This is a genomic window from Streptosporangium pseudovulgare (assembly GCF_014648055.1).
GTDB classification, from domain to species: Bacteria; Actinomycetota; Actinomycetes; order Streptosporangiales; family Streptosporangiaceae; genus Streptosporangium; species Streptosporangium pseudovulgare.
On record NZ_BMQJ01000001.1, the window covers coordinates 58,510 to 80,463 of the forward strand.

General features: G+C 75.2%; 5 protein-coding genes and 1 pseudogene. All 6 read left to right on the forward strand.

Annotated features, from left to right (window positions below):
• Positions 1-32: 32 nt before the first annotated feature.
• The 6 genes and pseudogenes from IEZ10_RS00220 (at position 33) to IEZ10_RS00245 (ending at position 21,889) form a co-directional block, all read left to right on the forward strand.
• Positions 33-5,723: a type I polyketide synthase gene (locus tag IEZ10_RS00220; RefSeq protein WP_229810797.1), complete on the forward strand. Its 5,691-nt coding sequence runs from the start codon at positions 33-35 to the stop codon at positions 5,721-5,723.
• An 11-nt stretch (positions 5,724-5,734) separates the two neighbouring features.
• Positions 5,735-5,935, forward strand: a pseudogene (locus IEZ10_RS38540) (MbtH family protein); the annotation flags it as partial.
• 188 nt (positions 5,936-6,123) lie between these two features.
• On the forward strand, positions 6,124-9,468 hold the full coding sequence (locus tag IEZ10_RS00230) for a non-ribosomal peptide synthetase (RefSeq protein WP_189244402.1): 3,345 nt from the start codon (positions 6,124-6,126) through the stop codon (positions 9,466-9,468).
• Positions 9,461-16,525 (forward strand): non-ribosomal peptide synthetase, encoded by a 7,065-nt coding sequence (locus IEZ10_RS00235; RefSeq protein ID WP_189244403.1) that lies wholly within the window; start codon positions 9,461-9,463, stop codon positions 16,523-16,525. Before IEZ10_RS00230 ends, IEZ10_RS00235 begins: the two co-directional genes overlap by 8 nt.
• Positions 16,522-20,589 carry a non-ribosomal peptide synthetase gene (locus IEZ10_RS00240; RefSeq protein ID WP_189244404.1) on the forward strand — a complete coding sequence of 1,356 codons (4,068 nt, stop codon included), beginning with the start codon at positions 16,522-16,524 and terminating at the stop codon, positions 20,587-20,589. Before IEZ10_RS00235 ends, IEZ10_RS00240 begins: the two co-directional genes overlap by 4 nt.
• Positions 20,570-21,889: an MFS transporter gene (locus IEZ10_RS00245; protein ID WP_189244405.1), complete on the forward strand. Its 1,320-nt coding sequence runs from the start codon at positions 20,570-20,572 to the stop codon at positions 21,887-21,889. Before IEZ10_RS00240 ends, IEZ10_RS00245 begins: the two co-directional genes overlap by 20 nt.
• The last annotated feature ends 65 nt before the right edge of the window (positions 21,890-21,954 follow it).

Here is a 21,954-nt window from a genome sequence, read left to right on the forward strand (position 1 = left end):
ACCGCGAGGCCCGCCGGGCCGCAGGAGAGCTCGTGAGTGAGAGGGAAGGGACCCAACGCATGGCCGAGGAACCCACGGTGGAGCCGATCGCGATCATCGGTCTTTCGTGCCGGGTGCCGGGAGCCGGGGACGCCGGGCAGTTCTGGCGCAACCTCGCCGACGGGGTGGAGTCGCTGACGCGGTTCACCCTGGAGGAGCAGCGGGCGCTGGGCGTCTCGGAGCGGGTGCTGGAGGACCCGAACTTCGTCCCGGCCGCGATGATGCTGGACGACCACCAGGATTTCGACGCCGCGTTCTTCGGCATGTCGATCCGGGAGGCGGAGATCCGGGATCCGCAGCACCGGCTCTTCCTGGAGCTGGCGCACACGGCGCTGGAGGACGCCGGTTACGACCCGTTCCGGTATCCGGGTGAGATCGGTGTCTACGCCGGGTCGGGTTCGGACTTCTACCAGTGGATCAACATCCGCAGCAACGCCCAGGCGCACGCGAACGCGGGCTGGCTGGCCGTGATGGTGGGCAACCATGTCGACTACTGCGCCACGCTGGCGTCGTACAAGCTGGACCTGCGGGGTCCGAGTTACACGCTGCACACGGCGTGTTCGACGTCGCTGGTGGCGGTGCACGTGGCGGCGGAGGCGCTGCGCAACGGCGAGTGCGACATGGCGCTGGCGGGCAGCGCGATGCTGGACCTGCCGCAGGGGCAGGGGTACGTCTACGACGAGGACGGCATCGTCTCCCCCGACGGTCACTGCCGGGCCTTCGACGCGCAGGCGGCGGGCACGATCTGGGGCAGCGGCGGCGGGGTGGTGGTGCTGAAGCGGCTGTCGGAGGCGCTGGCCGACGGTGACAACGTCCGGGCCGTCGTCCTGGGCAACGCGATCAACAACGACGGGGCGGGCAAGGTCGGGTTCTCGGCGCCCAGCATGGACGGCCAGGCGGCCGTGGTCGCGCAGGCGCTGGGGGTCGGCGGGGTGGACCCGCGCACGGTGACGTACGTGGAGGCGCACGGCACGGGCACCGCGCTGGGCGACCCGATCGAGGTGGCGGCGCTGAGCAGCGTGTTCCAGCAGGACACGGCCGACCGGCAGTGGTGCGGCATCGGCTCGGTGAAGAGCAACATCGGGCACCTGGGCCAGTCGGCGGGCATCGCGAGCCTGATCAAGGCGGTGCTGGCGCTGGAGAACGGGCTGATCCCGCCGACGCTGCACTACCGGAGCCCGAACCCGAAGATCGATTTCGCGGCGAGCCCGTTCTACGTGGCGGCCGCGCCGACGAAGTGGGAGCGCGACGGTTTCCCGCGGCGGGCGGGGGTGAGCTCGTTCGGGATCGGCGGCACGAACGCGCACATCGTGCTGGAGGAGGCCCCGGTCGTCGGGCATGAGGACCCCGGCGGCCCGGAGGGGACACGGGCGGCGCATCTGCTGCGCCTGTCGGCGCGGACCGACACGGCGCTGGCGGCGGCGGCCGAGCGGCTGGCCGGGCATCTGGCGGAGCGTCCGGACCTGCGGCTGGGCGACGTGGCCCACACGCTGCGGGTGGGGCGCAGGGAGCTGCCGCGCAGGCTGGCGGTGGTGGCGTCCGACGTGGCCGACGCGGTGGCGGCGCTGGCCGATCCGCGGCGGGTGATCTCCGGTACGGCGTCGCGGCGCACCCCGGGGGTGGCGTTCCTGTTCTCCGGGCAGGGCTCGCAGTACGCGGGGATGGGCGCCGAGCTGTACCGCGCGGAGCGGGTGTTCGCCGAGGCGGTCGACGAATGCGCGGAGATCCTGCTGCCGGTGCTGGGCGAGGACCTGCGGGAGCTGATCTTCGACGGGAGCGAGGAGGCCGGGGAGCGGCTGCGGCGGACCGAGCTGACCCAGCCGGCGTTGTTCACGGTGGAGTACGCGCTGGCGGCGCTGTGGCGGTCGCTGGGCGTGGAGCCGGCGGCGATGATCGGTCACAGCGTCGGGGAGTACGTCGCGGCGACGGTGGCGGGGGTGTTCAGTCTGCCGGACGCGTTGCGGCTGGTGGCGGCCAGGGGGCGGCTGGTGCAGGGGCTGCCGGGCGGGTCGATGCTGGCGGTGCGGCTGATGCCGGAGGAGATCGGCCCGCTGCTGCCGGACGACGTGTCGGTCGCGGGGGTCAACGGTCCGGGGACGTGCGTGGTCGCGGGGCCGTCGGCGTCGATCGCGGAACTGGCGGCCGAGCTGGAGGAGGAGGGAGTGGGCGGGGTGGTGCTGCGCACCTCCCACGCCTTCCACTCGGCGATGATGGAGCCGGTTCTGGGGGAGTTCCGGGAGCTGGTGGCCTCGGTGGAGCGGTCGGCGCCGGGCCTGCCGTTCCTGTCGAACGTGACGGGCACCTGGATCACGGCGGAGGAGGCGACCGACCCGTCCTACTGGGCGCGGCACCTGCGTGAGCCGGTGCGGTTCGGCGACTGCGTGGCGAACCTGCTCGCCGACGGCGAGTGGATCATGATCGAGTGCGGTCCGGGCGGGCAGCTCGCCGGGCTGGCGGGGGCGCAGGTTCCGGCGGGCGGGGTGGCGCCGCTGACGTCGCTGCCCGGCCCGAAGGACGTGGGCGACGATGTGCGGGTGCTGTCGGCCGCCGTCGGGACGCTGTGGGTGAACGGCCTGGAGCTGGGCGAGTTCGGGGATCCGGGCCGCCGGGTGTCGCTGCCGGGTTACCCGTGGGAGCGGCGCAGGGCGTGGATCGACCCGGATCCGCAGGGGGCGTTCGTCGGCGGGGTGGCCAACCACGCGGCGCCGGCCGCTGGGGAGCTGCCGCTCGCGGAGTGGTTCAGTGTGCCGGTGTGGCGGCAGGCGGCGCCCGCGCCGGTGCCGTCCGCGCCGGTGGGCCGCGCACTGGTGTTCGCCGACGAGGGTTCGACGGCGCTGGTGGAGGCGTTGCGCGCGGCCGGGGCCGAGGTGACCGAGGTGCGGCCGGGTGCGGCGTTCTCGGCGTCGGAGGCGGGTTTCACCGTACGGCCGGCGGAGCGGGCCGACTACGACGCGTTGCTGGCGGAGCTGGGCGCGGTGCCGGGCAGGGTGGTGCACGCCTGGACGGCCGGCGGCGGCCCGGCGGACGGCGCCGGGGAGGTGTGGCGGGCGCAGGACCGGGGTTTCTTCAGCGTGCTGGCGCTGGTGCAGGCGCTGACGGCGGCGCAGCCCGCCGGTGAGGTCGAGCTGGACCTGGTGACCTCGGGGACCGAGGACGTCGTCGGCGGCGACCTGCTCCGGCCGGAGCACGCGACGCTGGCCGGTTTCCCCCGGGTGGTGCCGCTGGAGACGCCGTGGCTGCGGGTGCGGCACGTCGACGTGGACGCCGGCGGGCGGGGCGACTGGGCGCGGCACGCCGCGGCGGAGCTGGGCAGGCGGCCGGAGCCGGACGAGGCGGGGCTGCTGCCGTCGGTGGCGCTGCGGGGCGGGCGCCGCTGGCTGCGGCACTACGAGCCGGTGGAGGTGCCCGCCGTACCGGACGCGGCCGGGGCCGTGGAGGCCGGAGCCGGGGCCGTGGAGGCCGGAGCCGGGGCGGCGGGCGTCGCGAGCGCGGCGGAGGTCGTGGCCGGGGCGGCGGGTGCCGGGGCGGGGCCGCGGGACGGGCAGGTCTACCTGGTCACCGGCGGTCTGGGAGGCATCGGGATCTCGCTGGCCGCCGACCTGGCGTCCCGGGCGCGGGTGCGGCTGGCGCTGCTGTCGCGGTCCGGGCTGCCGGACCGGTCGGAGTGGGACGCGCACTCCACGGGCCGGGCGGGCCGGGCGATCGCGGCGATCCGGCGGATGGAGGCCGCCGGTGCCGAGGTGATGGTGCTCGCGGCCGACGTGACCCGCGCGGACGACATGCGGCGCGTCCGGGACGAGGTGCTGGCCCGGTTCGGCCGGGTGGACGTGGTGGTGCACGCGGCGGGGCTGCCCGGCGGCGGCATGGCCGAGGTCAAGGAGCGGGCGGCGGCCGAGGAGGTGCTGGCGCCCAAGGTGGCGGGCACGCTCGCGCTGCGCGACGCGTTCGGCGACCTCGACCTGGAGGCCGTGGTGCTGTGCTCGTCGATCACCGCGGTGGCGGGCGGGTTCGGGCAGGTCGACTACTGCGCGGCCAACAACTTCCTGGACGCCCACGCCAGGGGTGAGCACGGCTGGCGGGCGGCGTCGGTCGTGTCGGTCAACTGGGGCAGGTGGCTGGAGGTCGGCATGGCGGCCGAGGTCGCCGCTCCGGCCGGGTTCGTGGCGTTGCAGCGCGGCGACCGGATCCGGGCGGTGGACCATCCGATCCTGACGGCGCGGCACGAGCCGGACGGCGGTGACGGCCTGGGCTGGGTCGGCGGGCACCTCGCCCCCGAGACGCACTGGGTGCTGGAGGAGCACCGCATCTCCGGCGTGCCGGTGCTGCCGGGCACGGGGCACGTGGAGATGGCGCGGTGCGCGAGCGACGCGGTGCTGCCGCCGTCCGGCGGGGTGGTGGAGCTGCGTGACGTGGTGTTCGTCGAGCCGCTGTCGGTGGCCGACGGCGCGTCGGCGGAGATCCGGGTGGTGTTCGCGCCGGAGGCCGAGGGCGCGGAGTTCCAGGTGCGCAGCGTCATCGGCGGCCGGGAGCGGGTCCACGCGCGGGGCACGGCGGCCAGGGTCGATCCGGGGCCGGCACCGTACGTGGACGTGGCGGCGATCACCGCGCGGTGCGCCCCGGCGGGTGAGAACCAGGGCGGGGTGCCGCTGTCGGGGCTGCTGGAGCTCGGCCCGCACTGGGGTCGCAACATGCGGGAATGCCGCGTGGGGCGCAACGAGGCGCTGGGGTTGTTCGAGGCCGACGACCTGGTGGCGCTGGACCTGGACCGGTGGGGACTGCACCCGGCGCTGATGGACAGCGCGACGTCCTTCACCTGGGTGGACATCCAGGGGCACTACCTGCCGCTCGGATACGGGCGCATCACCGTCCGGGACCGGCTGCCGAGGTCGTTCTGGAGCCACATGCGGTTCCGCGACAGCGACACCGACGAGGTGCTCGCGGTGGACGTGACGTTCATCGGGATGGACGGCACGGTCCTGGCGGAGATGTCCGACTACGTGCTGCGGCGGATCGACACCGACGCCGTGGTGGCCGGGGTGACGGCCCACGCGGGTGCGCAGCGTGCGGCGGCGGCCGGTGAGGGCGTCCCGGACGGGCCGCCGACACCGGAGGCGCCGGCCGGGCGGGGCGGGCAGGACGCGGCGGCCGAGGCGGACGCGGCGGGCCAGGCGGGCATCCGCCCCGCCGACGGCGCCGAGGCGTTCCGCCGCCTGCTGGCCGTACCGCTGGGGCCGCAGGTGGTGGTCGCGGCGACGCCGCTGGCCGGCTATCTGGCGAACGTCGGCTCGGTCAACCAGGAGACGGTCGAGACGGAGCTGGACCCGGCGGCGGTGGCGGAGCGGCCCGCGCGGGCGGCGGACGACGACTACGTCGCGCCGCGCGGCGAGGTCGAGGCCGCCGTCGCCAGGCTGTGGGGCGAGGTGCTGGGCGGTGAACGCATCGGCGTCGACGACGACTTCTTCGAACTCGGCGGCAACTCGCTGATCGCGGTGCAGCTCATCGCGCTGATCCGCAAGGAGCTCGGCGTGCGGCTGCCGATGCGCAGCCTGTTCGAGGAGCCCACGGTCGCGGGGGTCACCGCGCTGATCGAGCAGACCCGCGCCGCCACGACGGCGGACGCCCCGTCCACGCCCACCGGTCAAACCGTCATCCCCCGGCTTCCCCGCAGGAGCGAGCAGCAGTGAGCGAGTCAGTCATGGACACGAACGCCGCCGGCGCCGAGACCGCCGACACGAAGGTCGTCGTCAACGACGAGGAGCAGTACTCCGTCTGGCCGGCCGGCCGGGACAACCCCGACGGCTGGCACGACGAGGGTTTCACCGGGTCCAGGGAGGAGTGTCTGGCCCACATCGAGCGGGTGTGGACCGACATGCGGCCGCGGAGCCTGCGCGAGGCCATGGCCGCGAGGGCGGGCGCCGACGCAGGCACGGGGACGGACGCGGACATGGGTACGGGCACCGGCGCGGACACGGGCACGGGCACGGACGTGGGCACCGGCGCGGACGCGGAGCCGGGCACGGACGTGGGCGCGGACGCGGACGCGGAGCCGGGCACGGACGTGGGCGCGGGCGCGGAGGCCGGGAGGTGAGCGGGCAGGCGGTGGACGTCTTCCCCTCGTCCTCCGGCCAGGAGCGGATGTGGTTCCTCGCCCGCTTCGAACCCGACCTGGCCGTCTACAACATCGGCATGCTCATCCCGATGAGCGCCCGGCAGCCGGTCGATCCGCGCCGGCTGGAGAGGGCCATCGCCCGGGTGGTGCGCCGCCACGAGGTGCTGCGCACGGTCTTCGAGTTCCGCGACGGCCAGGTGGTGCAGGTCGTCACGGGCGAGTCCCCCGAGGTGCGGCTGACCGAGACCGACCTGACCCACCTGCCGGAGGCGGAGCGGGAGGCCGAGCTGGCGCGGCTCGCCAAGGCCGACGCGGCCGAGCCGTTCACGCTGGACCGGGCGCCTCTGTGGCGGATGCGGCAGGTGCGGATGGCCGGCGACGACCTGCGGCTGGTCTGCGTGTTCGACCACACGGTCTTCGACGGGGTGTCGAGCCTGATCTTCGTCAACGAGATGGAGGAGTGCTATGACGCGCTGGGCGAGGGCCGGGAGCCGAGGCTTCCCGAGCTGCCCATCCAGTTCGCCGACTTCGCGGCGTGGCAGCGCGGCCGGCTGACCGGGGAGTTCGTCGAGGGCGAGCTGGCCCACTGGCGGGAGCGGCTCGCCGGGATCCCGGCCGACCTGGCGCTGCCCGCGGACCGGCCGCGCCCGCGCCGCCGTACCTACCACGGGGACATGCGGCTCGGCGTGTTCTCCGCGGAGCTGTCGGAGGGTGTGGAGCGGCTGGCCAAGGAGCTGAACGCCACGTTGTTCGTGGTGCTGCTCGCCGCGTTCGCGACCGTGCTGTCGCGGTGGTCCGGGCAGCGGGACATCGTGGTGGGCACGCCCGTGGCGGGGCGGCTGCTGCCGGAGACCGAGCCGGTCATCGGGATGTTCGTCAACGCCGTGGCGCTCCGTACCGACCTGGGCGGCGACCCGACGTTCGCCGAGGCGGTGTCGAGGGTGCGCGCCACGGTGGCCGACGCCCTGGACCACCAGGAGCTGCCGTTCGAGCGGCTGGTCGAGGCGTTGCAGCCGACGCGTGACCTGAGCGTGCCGCCGATCTACCAGGTGATGTTCAACCTGGCGGTGGACACCAACGAGGGCCAGATCGCCAACGGCACCGCCAAGGTGGACCTGCAGCTCGACCTGAACATGCGCGAGGGGCGGCTGCACACCCGGCTGGAGTACAGCACGGACCTGTTCGACCGGGCGACGATGGACCGGTTCGCGGCGAACCTGGAGACGCTGCTGGCGGGGGCCGTCGCCGACCCGCGCGCGCCGATCTCCCGGCTGCCGCTGCTCACCCCGGCGGAGCGGGAGCGGATCCTGGCGCTCGGCACCGGGACGGACGCCGGCTCCCCGGGGCACACCGCCGACGGCGCGGACGCGGCGGGCGCCGGGAGTACGGCGGGCGCCGCGAACACGGCGGGCCCGGACGGGGACCTCGCGGAGACGGGCCTCGCGGCAACGGATCTCGCGGCAACGGATCTCGCGGAGACGGGCCTCGCGGACGGCGGCGCGACGCTGGGCGCGCTCGTCGAGGCCCAGGCGGCCAGGACGCCCGGCGCCCCGGCCGTGGTGGCGGGCGACGTCACGCTGACCTACGCCGAGCTGGACGAGCGCGCCAACCGGCTGGCCCACTGGCTGCGCCGGATCGGCGTGGGCCCGGCCGCCCCGGTGGCGGTCTGCGCCGAGCGGTCGGCTGACCTGGTCGTCGCCCTGCTGGCCGTGGTGAAGGCGGGCGGGGCCTACGTCCCGCTGGACCCGGAGTACCCGCGGGCGCGGCTGGCGTTCATGCTGGCCGACAGCGGCGCCCGGGTGCTGCTGACCCAGCGGCACCTGCGTGACCTGCTTCCTCAGGGGGCGGTCAAGCCGGTGCTGCTGGACGAGCCCGGCGCCTGGGAGGACCAGCCGCCGCACGCCCCCGCCTTGGTCACCGGACCCGATCACCCCGCCTACGTGATCTACACCTCGGGGTCGACGGGCCGCCCCAAGGGGGTGGTCAACACCCACCGAGGGGTGGTCAACCGGCTCGACTGGATGCAGCGCAGGTTCGGCCTCGCCCCCGGCGAGGCGGTCATGCAGAAGACCCCGGCGAGCTTCGACGTGTCGGTCTGGGAGTTCTTCTGGCCCCTGGTCACCGGAGGTCTCCTGGTGGCGGCCCGGCCCGGCGGGCACCGCGACCCGGGCCACCAGCGTGACCTCGTCAAGGAGCACGCGGTGACGACGATGCACTTCGTGCCGTCGATGCTGGCGCTGTTCCTGGAGGAGGCCGGCATCGAGTCGTGCCGGTCGCTGCGGCGGGTGATCTGCAGCGGCGAGGAGCTGACGCCGCGCCTGGCGGACAGGTTCGCCGAGCGGCTGCCCGGCGTGGAGCTGCACAACCTCTACGGGCCGACGGAGGCCGCGGTGGACGTGTCGGCCTGGCGGGTGGAGCCGGGCCGGTCCCGGCACACGCTGCCGATCGGCCGGCCCATGCCCGGCAACCGGCTGTACGTCCTGGACGACCACCTCCGGCCGGTCCCGGTCGGCGTGCCGGGGCACCTGCACATCGGCGGGGTACAGGTCGCGCCGGGCTACGCGGGGCGGCCCGGCCTGACGGCCGACCGGTTCGTGCCCGACCCGTACGGCCCGCCCGGGTCGCGGATGTACGCCACCGGCGACGCGGCCAGGTGGAACGGCGAGGGCGACCTGGAGTTCCTGGGACGCCTGGACGACCAGGTGAAGGTGCACGGCTGGCGGGTCGAACCCGGTGAGATCGAGGCGCTGCTCGCCGAGCACCCGAAGGTACGGCGGGCGGTGGTGGCGCTGCGCGACGACGCCCCGGGCGGGCGCGGCCTGGTCGCCTACGTCGGCTGGGACGGCGATCCCGCCGCACTCACCGCCGAGCTGCGCAGGCACCTGGCCGGGCGGCTGCCCGCCGCGCTCGTCCCGCAGGCGTTCGTGGGGATCGACGACGTCCCGCTGACCCCCGGCGGCAAACTCGACCGCGACGCGCTGCCGTCGCCGGGCGGTACGGGCCGGGCCGACCTCGGCACGCCGTACGTGGCGGCGCGCACCCCGCTGGAGGAGGAGCTGTGCGCGCTCTGGGGGGAGCTGCTGGGCCGTGACCGGATCGGCGTCGAGGACGACTTCTTCCAGCTCGGCGGGCACTCGCTGCTGGCGGTGCTGCTGGTCACCCGCTACCGGGAGGACCACGGCGTGGAGATGCCGCTGCGGCGCTGCTTCGAGGTCACCACGGTGGCCGGGCACGCGCTGGCGCTGCTGGAGCTGCGGATGAGCGGAGACGACGAGCTGGAGGAACTGCTGGCCGCGTTGGAGGACCCGGCGGATGGGTGACCTGAGGGCGAGGCTGGCGCGGCTGAGTCCCGAGCAGCGGGCGGCGCTGGAGGAGAAACTGCGGCGGAAGGCGGCGCCGCCGCGGGAGGAGATCCCGCGGCGGCCGGAGCCCGGCGGCCCGGGGCCGCTGTCCTTCGGGCAGGAGCGGCTGTGGTTCCTGCAGCGGCTCGACCCGGCGGACGCCTCCTACAACATGTTCATGGTGCAGCGGCTGCGCGGGCCGGTCTCGGTGGACGCGCTGCGTCACGCCTTCGGCCGCCTGGTGGAACGGCACGAGACGCTGCGCACCCGCTTCACCGTCCGCGAGGGGCGGCCGGTGCAGGAGGCCGGCCCGCCGGAGCCGGTCGAGCCGGAGGTCTTCGATCTCGGCGCGGCCCCGGCGGCCGAGCGGGAGGACCTCGCGACCAGGCTGGTCGCCGACCTCACCAACCGGCCGTTCGACCTCGCGGCCGGGCCGCTGCTGCGGGTCCACCTGATCACGATGTCGCCGTCCGACCACGTGCTGTGCGTGGTGCTGCACCACATCGTGGCCGACGGCTGGTCGCTGAAGATCCTGCTGCGCGAGTTCGCCGCCTGCTACGCCGCCCGCCTGGAGGGGCGCGAGACCGAACTGCCGCCCGTCGCGCTGCGCTACTCCGACTACGCGGCCTGGCAGCGGGCGCGGCTGGACGAGACCGCCGTGCGGAAGCAGCTGGACTACTGGAGCGGACGGCTCGCCGGGGTGCCGGTCCTCGACGTCCCCACCGACCGGCCCCGGCCCGCGGTGCGGTCGTCGAACGGCGGCTACGAGGTGCGGCGGCTCGGCCGCGAGCTGACCGCCCGGCTGGAACGGCTGGCCGCCGAGGAGCGGTGCACACCGTTCATGGTGCTGCTGGCGGCGTTCCAGGCCCTGCTCGGGGCGCACTCCGGGCAGGACGACGTGTGCGTGGGCTCGGTGATCGCCGGGCGGGACCGTCCGGAGCTGGAGCAGGTCGTCGGGTTCTTCCCGAACACGCTCGCGCTGCGCGGCGACCTGTCCGGCGACCCCGGCTTCCGCGAGCTGCTCGGCCGCGTCCGGACGACCGTGCTGGAGGCGTTCGCCCACCAGGACATCCCGTTCGAGCGGCTGCTGAACGAGCTGCGGGTCGAGCGTGACCTGAGCACCACGCCGCTGTTCCAGGCAATGTTCGTGATGCAGGACCGGGAGGCGTCGGAGCTGGCGATCGCCGGGGTCGAGACCGACGTGTTCGACCCGGGGGCGCGGCAGGCGAAGTTCGACCTGATGCTGGACGTGACGCCGCGCTCCGGCTCGCTGTACGCGATGCTGTCCTACAACGCCGACCTGTTCGAGAGCGGCACGGTGTCCAGGATGTTGCGCAGGTACGAGCGGATGCTGGAGGCCGTGGTCGACGACCGCGACATCCCGCTGTCGCGGCTGCGCGCCGTGATGCTGCTGCCCGAGGACCGCGTCCCGGCCGTCATCGCGTCCCTGCCGTCCTCCCGGCGGACCGGCACGGACACCACGACGGACACGACGGACGTGACGGACGTGACGGACGTGACGGACGCGCCCGGCGGGCCCGGCACGGACGCCGCACACGGCGCGGACACCACGACGGGCACGGCGGGCGCGGATGACGCGCCCGTCGGGCCCGGCGGGCCCGGCACGGACCGCTCCGGGGACGCGGACCGCGCGGGCGGCGCGGCGACGGTGCTCGCCCTGTTCGACGCGCGGGCGCGGCTGGCCCCGGACGCGGTCGCGGTCAGCCATGGCGACCGGCGGATCGGCTACGGCGAGCTGCGCGACCACGCGGAGCGGCTGGCCGCGCGACTGGTCGCCGCCGGGGTGACGGCCGAGACGGTGGTCGGGGTGTGCGCCCGGCGGAGTCCCGAGCTGGTCGTCGCCCTGCTGGCCGTGCTGAAGGCGGGCGGCGCCTACCTCCCCCTGGACCCGGCCCACCCCGCCGGGCGGCTGCGCTGGATGCTGCGTGACGCGCGGGCGTCGCTGCTGCTCGCCCAGGGCGGCCTGCTGGAGTGCGACGACCTCCCGCTGATCACCTTGGACGGCGCCGCGGACGGCCCCCCGCTGATCACCCTGGACGGCGCCGCAGACGGCCCCCCGGCGGTCACCCTGAGCGGCGCCGCGGATGGTCCCCCGGTGATCACCCTGGACGGCGCCGCGGACGGATCGCCGCCCGCGGCCCCCTCCCCCCTCCCGGCACCCGCGGTCGTCTCCCCCGTCCCGCGGGCGGGCGATCCGGCGACCCTGGCGTACGTGATCTACACCTCCGGGTCGACCGGCCGTCCCAAGGGAGTGGAGGTCGAGCGGCGCGCGCTGGACGCGCGTGTCGCGTGGATGCGCCGCGAGTACGGCATCCGGCCCGGTGACCGGGTGCTGCAGTTCGCCTCCGCCGGGTTCGACACGCACGCCGAGGAGGTCTACCCCGCGCTCACCTCGGGGGCCGAGCTGGTGCTGGCCCCCGACGAGCCGCTGCCCGACTTCCTGCGGACCCCGCTGGGGCGGTCGCTGACCGTCATCGACCTGCCCACCTCCTACTGGCAGGAGCTGACCGCCGCCCGCGTCGCGTGGCCCGAGACGCTGCGCCTGCTCATCCTGGGTGCCGACCCGCTGCCCGCCCCGGCGCTCGCCGCCTGGTACGCCGCGCACGGCGAGCGGGTCACCCTGGTCAACAGCTACGGCCCCACCGAGACGACGATCATCGCCACCGCCGCCGAACTGGACCCCTCCGAGGCGTCCCGGCGGCCCACCGTGGGCCACGCGCTCACCGGCGGCCGCGTCCACGTGCTGGACGAGCACGGCTCGCCGGTCCCGGTCGGGGTGGCCGGTGAGCTGTGCGTCGGCGGGGCCGGGCTGGCGCGCGGCTACCGGGGGTCGCCCGCCCTGACCGCCGCCCGGTTCGTCCCCGACCCGTACGGCCCGGCGGGGTCGCGCCTCTACCGCACCGGCGACCGGGCGCGGCTGCGTCCGGACGGGCGGGTGGAGATCCTCGGCCGCGTCGACCGGCAGGTCAAGATCCGTGGTTACCGGATCGAACCCGGTGAGATCGAGGACCGCCTTCTGGCCCTCCCCGGGGTGGCGCGGGCGGTGGTGACGGTCCGGGAGGACGCCCCCGGCGACCGCCGCCTGGTCGCCTACGTCGTGCCCCAGGAGGATTCCGTACCCCGGGAGGAGTCCGTACTCCGGGAGGCGTCCCTGGACGGGAACGGCCCGGCGGGCGACGAGGCACCCGGGCGTCCGGCGGGCGACGACCCGCTCGGGCGCCCGGCGGGAAACGAGCCGGCCGGACCTCTTCCGGAGGACGAGCCGGCCGGAGACCTGGCGGAGGACGAGCTGCTCGCGCGGCTGGCGGCGGAGCTGCCGCCGTACATGGTGCCCGGCGCCGTCGTGGTCGTGGACCGCATCCCGCTGACCCCCTCGGGCAAGGTCGACCAGACGGCGCTGCCCGTTCCCGGGCCGCGCGCGGGGCACGCCCACCTGCCCCCGGCCACCGCCACCGAGGAGCTGGTGTGCTCGGTGTGGGCCGAGGTTCTCGGGGCCGAAAGGGTCGGCGCGCTCGACGACTTCTTCCGGCTCGGCGGCCATTCGCTGCTGGTCACCCGGGCGGTCACCCGGCTCTCGGCCGCGACGGGCCTGGACGTGCCGCTCAAGCTCGTCTTCACCCACCCGTCGGCCCGGCGGCTCGCCCGCGAGCTGGACCTGCTCGCCGGGGACGGCCAGGCGGGCGGACCGAACCCGCTCGCCGGGGACGGCCAGGCGGGCCCCGCCCTGTCCCGGCGGCCGGAGGGCACGGCGCCGCCGCTGTCGTTCGCGCAGGAACGCATCTGGTTCATGGAGGAGCTCACCCCCGGCACCTCGACGTACGTGCTTCCCGCCGCGGTACGGCTGCGCGAGCCGGTGGACGCCGCGGCCCTGCAGGACCGGCTGGACGACGCCGTGGCCCGGCACGAGAGCCTGCGCATGCGCTTCCCCGCCGCCCCGGACGGGCGGCCGGAGGTCCGCGTCGTCCCCGCCGGGCACCCGGACGCGCGGGTCCCGCTGCGCGTCGCCGAGGCCGGCTCCGCCGGGGAGGCGCGCGAGATCGCCGCCGCCGACGCGGAGCGTCCCTTCGACCTGGCCGCCGGTCCGCCGCTGCGGGTGACGCTCGTACGGCTCGGACCCGCCGACCACGTCCTGGTGGTCGCCGTGCACCACATCGTCGCCGACGGCTGGTCGGCCGAGATCCTGCTCGGCGAGTTGCTCGGCGGGACGCGGCGGCCGTGTGCGCCGCGCGCCGGGTACGGCGACTACGCGCTCCGGCAGCGTGAGCGGCTGGCCGGGCCGTACCTGGAGCGGCATCTGGACTTCTGGCGGGAGGAGCTGGCCGGGCTGCCCGCGCTGGACCTGCCTGCGGACGCGCCCAGGGCCGTACGGCCGGCGCACCGGGGGGCGTGGCACGACCTGCGGCTGGACGCCGGCCTCGTCGCCGGGCTGACGGAGCTGGCCCGCGCCCGCGGCGCGACCCTCTACATGGCGCTGCTGGCGGCGTTCCAGGCGACGCTCGCCCGCTGGTCCGGGCAGCGCGACTTCGCGGTGGGCTCCCCGCTGTCCGGGCGGGACCTGGCCGAGCTGGAGGACATGGTCGGGCTGTTCGTCAACCTGCTGCCGATGCGGGCCCGCCTATCCGGCGACCCGGACTTCGGGGGGCTGCTCGACCGCACCCGGGACGCCGTGCTGGAGGTCTACGCCCACCAGGAGCTGCCGTTCGAGAAGCTCGTCGCCGAGCTGGACGTGGCCAGGGACACGAGCCGCCCGCCGCTGGCGCAGGTGCTGTTCGCCCTGCAGAGCTACCTGGACACGATGCCCCGGACGGGCTCGACGGACTCGGCGGACTCGGCGGGCTGGGTGGACTCGGCGGGCTCGACGGGCTGGGTGGACTCGGCGGGCTCCCCGGGGTCCGCGGGGTCTGCAGGGTCCGCGGAGGCCGCGGGGACGCATGGCGGGCGGCGGGCGGAGCCGTTCGCGCTGCGCACCACCACGGCCCGGTTCGACCTGGAGCTGTACGCCGCGGAGACCGGTGACGGCGTGGCGGCCAGGTTCGTCTACGACCGCGACCTGTTCCGGCCGGACACCGTCGAGCGTCTCGCAGGCGGTTTCCTCTCGCTGCTCCGCGCCGTCGTCGCCGCCCCGGACACCCCGCTGTCGGAGCTGGAGGTGCTCCCGGCGGAGGAGCGGGACCTGGTGCTGAACCGGTGGAACGCCACCCGCCGGGACCATCCGGGCGGCACGCTGCACGGCCTGTTCGAGGAGCAGGCGGCGCGCACCCCCGACGCCACGGCGGTGGTGTCCGAGGAGGGGACGCTGACCTACGCCGAGCTGGACGCGCGGGCGACCCTGCTGGCCGCCGGCCTGGTGGGCGGTGGGACGGGGCCGGACTCCGTGGTCGCCGTGCGCGCCGAACGCTCGCTCGACCTGCCCGTGCGCCTGCTCGCCGTGCTCAAGGCGGGCGGGGCCTACCTGCCCCTGGATCCCGGTCTGCCGGAGCGACGCGTCCGGCTCATGCTGGACGAGGCCGGCGCGAGGGAGCTCACCGCGGTCCTGGAACGCGCCCCCGGGCCGGGGCCGTCCGTCGCGGAGGCCGCCTTGGAGGACGTCCCGGAGGACTCCCTCGCGTATGTGATCTTCACGTCCGGGTCGACCGGCCGCCCCAAGGGCGTCGGGGTCTCCCACCGCGCCATCGTCAACCGGCTGCGCTGGATGCAGGAGACCTACCGCCTCACCCCCGCCGACCGGGTGCTGCACAAGACCCCGGCCGGGTTCGACGTGTCGGTGTGGGAGCTGTTCTGGCCGCTGATCACCGGCGCGGCGCTGGTGGTCGCCCGGCCCGGCGGCCATCGCGATCCGGCCTACCTGCGCGACCTCGTGCGGAGCCGGGGCGTCACCACGGCGCACTTCGTTCCGTCCATGCTGGCAGCCTTCACCGCCGAGGAGGGGATCGAGGACTGCCGGTCGCTGCGCCGGGTGATCTGCAGCGGCGAGGAGCTGACGGCCGCCGCCGCGCGGCGGCTGACCGACCGGCTGCCCGGGGTGGAGCTGCACAACCTGTACGGTCCCACCGAGGCCGCGGTGGACGTCTCCTGGCACCGCTACTCGCCGGGTGAGGAGACCGTGCCGATCGGCCGCCCGGTGGACAACACCCGGCTGTACGTGCTGGACGACACGCTGCGGCCGGTGCCGGTGGGCACGCCGGGACAGCTGTTCATCGGCGGCGTCCAACTCGCCCGCGGCTACCTCGGCAGACCCGCTCTCACCGCCGAACGCTTCCTGCCCGACCCCTACGGACCCCCCGGCTCCCGCCTCTACGCCACCGGAGACCGCGCCCGCTGGCGCCCCGACGGCGAACTCGACTACCTCGGCCGCCTCGACGACCAACTCAAGATCCGCGGCATGCGCGTCGAACCCGGCGAGATCGAGGCCGTCCTCGCCCGGCACCCCGGCCTGGAGGCCTCCGCGGTCGGCGTGCGGCGTGACGCCGCCGGGGCGCGCCTGGTCGGCTACGCCGTCTGGCATGACGGGGACGGGGACGGGGACGGGGGCTCCGGCGCGGAGCGTCCCGACCTCCGCGAGTGGCTCCGCCGGGAGCTGCCCGAGCATATGGTCCCGTCGGTGTGGGTGACGCTGGACGCCCTGCCGCTCACCGCCAACGGCAAGCTCGACCGGGCCGCGCTGCCCGTACCGGACGGCCGCGGCGGTCTTCCCCCGGAGCCGCCCCGCACCGACGCGGAACGCGACGTGGCCGAGGTGTGGCGGGAGGTGCTGGGCGTGGACGGGATCGGCCGCGACGACGGCTTCTTCGCCGTGGGCGGCGACTCCATCCGCAGCCTGTCGGTGGTGGCCGGGCTGCGGCGCCGGGGCTACCGGCTCGACCTGCAGCGGCTGTTCACCCACCAGACCGTCGCGGAGCTGGCCGCCGCACTCACCCGCGGCGACGGACCGGAGCCGGCCGACGCGCCGGCGACGGAGGCGTTCGGCCTGCTCGGTCCGGAGGACCTGGCCAAACTCACGGGAGGCGACCGATGATCGAGGACGCGTATCCGCTGGCCGCGCTGCAGGCCGGCATGCTGTACCACAGCGAGCTCGACACCGGCGGCTCCACCTACCACGACCTGATGACGATCACCGTGCGCGGTGGTCTCGACGCCGCCGCGCTGGAGCGGGCGCTGGCCGAGGTCGCCGCCCGGCACCCGGTGCTGCGCACCTCCTTCGACCTGACCGGATTCAGCGAGCCGCTGCAGCTCGTCCACGACGCGGCCGTCATCCCGCTGGGGGTCACCGACCTGCGCGGCGACGGGGCGCGGGAGCGGCTGGCCGAGTGGCGGGAGGCGGAGAAGCGCACCGGGTTCGACTGGGCGTCTCCCCCGCTGATGCGCGCCCACGCCCACGTGCTGGGCGACGGCGAGTTCGCGTTCAGTCTCAGCTTCCACCACGCGATCCTCGACGGCTGGAGCGTCGCCGCCCTGGTCACCGAGATCCTGCGCCGCTACACCGCCGGTCCGCGGGAGCGGGCCGGCGGCCTCGCCCCGCCGCGGGCGACGTTCCGGGACCTGGTGGCGGCCGAGCGGGCCGCCGTGGCCTCGGAGCGGGCGCGGGAGTTCTGGCGGGAGCGGGTGGCGGACGCCCCGGACTGCCGCCTGCCGAGGCTGCCCGGGTTCCCCTCGGGCGGACCGCGCGCCACCGAGGTGCTGGCCGTACCGGTGCCCGCGCCCGCGGTGGCCGCGCTGGAACGCGACGCCCGTGAGCTGCGGGTCCCGCCGCGCACGATCCTGCTGACGGCCTTCCTGCTGGCGCTGGGCCTGGTGACCGGTGAGCGCGAGGTGATGACCGGCGTGCTGGGGCACGGCAGGCCGGAGAGCGAGGGCGGCGGCGAGGTGCTCGGCCTGTTCCTCAACACGCTGCCGCTGCGGGTACGGCTGGACGCCGCCGACCGGGCCGAGCTGGTGCGGCGGGTGTTCGACGCGGAGGTGGCGGCGGTGCCGTACCGGCACTATCCGCTGTTCGAGATCCAGCGGCTCGCCGGCCGCTCCCCCCTGCTGGACACGCTGTTCGACTTCAGGGACTTCCACGTGTACGGCGGGCTGCCCGAGGACGGCCCAGCCGTCACCGGACAGGAGTTCTTCGAGCAGACCGACGTGCCGTGCACGGTGGCCTTCGTCCGGGTCCCGGGCGGCGGGTTGACGCTCACCGTCTCCTACGACGGCGCGCAGTTCCCGCGCGGGCAGATGGAGGCCCTGGCCGCTCACGTGCTGACGGCGGTCACCGGTGCGCCGCAGGTCGGCGAGGCCGACGTCGCGGCGGTCACCCGCTGGAACGCCACCGGCCGCGACCACGCCGGGGGCACCCTGCACGGCCTGGTGCTCGCCCGCGCGGCCGCGGTCCCGGACGCCCCGGCGGTGGGCTTCGCGGGCGAGTGGATCACCTACCGCGAGCTGGCGCGGCGGGCGTCGCGGGTGGCGGCGGCGCTGCGTGAGGCCGGGGTTCGGGCCGGCGAGCCGGTCGGCGTCCACCTGGAGCGGAGCCCGGACCTGCCCGCCGCCCTGCTGGGCGTGCTGGCGGCCGGTGGCGCGTATCTGCCGATGGAGCCGGGGCACCCGGCCGGGCGGCTGCGGGACATGCTGGCCGACGCCGGTGCCTCGGTGGTGCTCACCTCCGCCGCCCTCGCCGGGCAGGCCCCGCCGGCCGCCCGCACGGTGACGCTGCCGGACGGCTGGGACGGCGAACCGCTTCCGGCGGACGCCGCGACGCCCGCCGCGGACGGGCCCGGGAATGCCACCGGCTCCGGACCGTCCACCGCGAGGGACGCCGCCGGCTCCGGACCGTCCGCCGGGAAGGACGCCGCCGTCCCGGGGCCGTCCACCGCGAAGGACGCCGCCGGCTCCGAGCCGTTCACCGGGGAGGACGTCCCGGAGGACTCCCTCGCGTATGTGATCTTCACCTCCGGATCGACCGGTCGCCCCAAGGGCGTCGGGGTCTCCCACCGCGCCATCGTCAACCGGCTGCGCTGGATGCAGGAGACCTACCGCCTCACCCCCACCGATCGAGTGCTGCACAAGACGCCGACGTCGTTCGACGTGTCGGTGTGGGAGCTGTTCTGGCCGCTGATCACCGGCGCGGGACTGGTGGTCGCCGAGCCGGGCGGCCACTACGACCCCGGCCGCATCGCCGAACTGATCGCCGGCGAGGGGGTCACCACGGCACATTTCGTGCCGTCGATGCTGGAGGCGTTCCTCGACCTGCCGGAGGACCTGCTGGGAGACCTTCCGGAGGACGGTGACTCACCCGAGGACCGTGACCCGCTCAAGGACCTGCCGGAGGACCCGCCGGGGCGGACCGCGGGCGGGTTGCGCAGGGTGGTGTGCTCGGGCGAGGCGCTCCCGGCCGACCTGGTGCGCCGTTTCGCCGACCGGCTGCCCGGGGTGGAGCTGCACAACCTGTACGGTCCCACCGAGGCCGCGGTGGACGTCTCCTGGCACCGGTGCGACCCGGCCGAGCCGGTGGTCCCGATCGGCCGCCCGGTGGACAACACCCGTCTCGAGGTGCTCGACGATCGGATGGCGCGGGTGCCGGTGGGCACGCCGGGACAGCTGTTCATCGGCGGCGTCCAACTCGCCCGCGGCTACCTCGGCAGACCCGCCCTCACCGCCGAACGCTTCCTGCCCGACCCCTACGGACCCCCCGGCTCCCGCCTCTACGCCACCGGAGACCGCGCCCGCTGGCGCCCCGACGGCGAACTCGACTACCTCGGCCGCCTCGACGACCAACTCAAGATCCGCGGCATGCGCGTCGAACCCGGCGAGATCGAGGCCGTCCTGCTCGACCAGCCCGAGGTGCGCGCCGCGGCGGTCGTCGCCGACGGCGACCGCCTGGTCGGTTACGTCGTGACCGGCGGTGCTCCGGTGGAGTGGCGGTCGCGGCTGCGGAACCGGCTGCCCGAGCACATGATCCCGTCGGCGTGGGTGACGCTGGACGCCCTGCCGCTCACCGCCAACGGCAAGCTCGACCGGGCCGCGCTGCCCGCGCCGGAACGGCCGGAGCCGGATCGGTACCGGGTGCCGCCCAGGGATCCGGTGGAGGGCCGGCTGGCCGCCGTCTGGGAGGACGTGCTCGGCGTCACCGCGGTCGGCGTGTTCGACGACTTCTTCGACCTGGGCGGGCACTCGCTGCTGGCGCTGCGGCTGGCCACGCGGATCCGGCGGGAGTTCGGCAGGGAGCTGCCGGTGGCCGCCGTGCTGGCCTCGCCGACCGTCGCGGGCCTGGCCGACGTGCTGCGCGGACCGGAGGACCTGGCGGCCGGGCAGCGGATCGTCACGCTCAACGCCGGTGGCGACCGGCCGCCGATCTTCCTGGTGCACGCGCTCGGCGGGCAGGTCTTCCGGTACCTGCCGCTGGCCCGCAGGCTCGGCCCCGACCAGCCGGTGTACGCGATCGCCGCCAGCGGCCTGGCCTCCGGCGAGGAGCCCCACCCGACCATGGCCGAGATGGTCGACGACTACGTGGCGCGGCTGCGCGAGCTGCGGCCCGCCGGGCCGTACGTGCTGGGGGGCTTCTGCATCGGCGGCAACATCGCGCTGGAGACGGCCAGGCGGCTACGCGCCCTCGGCGAGGAGGTGCCTCTGGTGGTGCTGTTCTACTCGGACGCCGACGAGCCGGTGATCACCAGCTCGCTGGAGGACGACGCCTCGCTCATGACGCACGCGCTGGCCGGCGGGCCGCTGGAGACGGACGCGGCCGAGTTCGCGGGCCTCGGCCCGGAGGAGATGCTGCTGGCGGTCATCGAGGCCGCCGGCCGGGAGCGGCGGCTGGCCCCGGACACCGCCGACGTCGAGCAGGCGCGGCGCTACCTGCGGGTGTTCCGGGCCAACGCGCACGCCGTCGGCCGCTACCGCCACGACCCCTACGACGGGGACGTGGCGCTGTTCGCGCCCGTCGGCGACCGGCCCGACCTGGGCTGGAGGTCCGTGGTCAAGGGGACGCTCGCGATCGAGCCCATTCCCGGCGAGCGCGTGGTCGTCCTTTTCGAACCCCTGGTCGCCGAGGCGGCCGCCAAAGTGAGGAGCTGGATCGACGATGGTGTCACCGGAGGCTGAGCGCGCGCGGGAGGCCGGGGACGGTCCCGGGACGGCCGGAGACGGGGGCGGGGGCACGCTCTGGCGCAACCACGACTTCCTGCGGCTCTGGGCCGGGCAGGCCCTGTCCCAGGCCGGTTCGCAGATCTCCTACGTGGCGATCCCGCTGGTCGCCGTCGTCACCCTGGGCGCGAGCGCGACCGAGATGGGGGTGCTCGGCGCGCTGGTCCGGCTGCCGATGCTGGGGTTCCTGCTGTTCGGCGTCTACGTCGACCGGATGCGCAAGCGCCCGGTGCTGATCTGGACCGACCTGGGCCGGGCCGTGGTGCTGGCGCTGGTGCCGCTGCTGTACGTGATGGACTCCCTGACGCTGGGCGCGCTGTACGCGGTGGTGTTCGCGCTCAGCCTGCTGTCGGTGCTCTTCCAGGTCGCCTACCGCTCCTACTTCCCCTCGCTGGTGCCGCTGTCGCACCTGGCGGAGGGCAACGGCAAGCTGCAGCTCAGCGAGTCGCTGGCGCAGACCGCCGGTCCGGGCGCCGCGTCGGCGCTGCTGAAGGTCATGGCCGCGCCGATGCTGATCCTGATCGACGTGTTCTCCTACCTGTTCTCCGCGGCGGCGGTGCTGCTGATCCGCCGCCCCGAGGCCCGGCCCGAGCCGGACGACGAGACGGCCGGCAGCGTGCACCGGGCCATCTGGGCCGGTTTCCGCTGGGTGATGACGCAGCCGATGATCCGCCCGCTGGCGATCGCCAGCGGCCTGTACTCGTTCTTCGTCATGGGCGCGATGCAGTCGATCTACATCCTGTTCCTGCTCAGGGGCGGCCCCGACCTGCCGCCGGAGTGGGTGGGCGCCGTCATGGCGACCGGCGGGGTGGGCGCGATCCTCGGCGCGACGCTGTCGGTGCGGACGATGCGCCGCCTGGGCCTCGGCCCGACCCTGCTGTGGAGCACGGTGATCGGCAACTGCTCGCTGCTGCTGGTGCCGTTCGCCTCCGGCTCCGTCTGGACGGCCGCGGTGATGCTCGGCGCGTCCCAGTTCGTCGTCTGGGCCTGCAACCAGGTCTTCTTCGTCAGCAACATGACGCTGGTGCAGTCGATCACCCCGCCGCGCATGCAGGCCAGGGTGATCGGCACGATCTACTCCCTCGGCCTGATCCCCGCGCCGCTCGGGGCGCTGGGCGCCGGTCTGCTCGGTGACGCCGTCGGCCTGCGCTTCGCCATCCTCGTCGCGGTGGTCGCCGGCGCCATCCTGCCGATCCTGCTGCTGGTCTTCTCCCCCATCCCGGGGACGAAGGAGATCCCCGCCGGACCCCGGGACTAGGGCCCGTTCCGCGGGCCTTCCCGCCCACCGCGGCCGTCCAGTGGAGATCCGCGGGACGGGTCCCA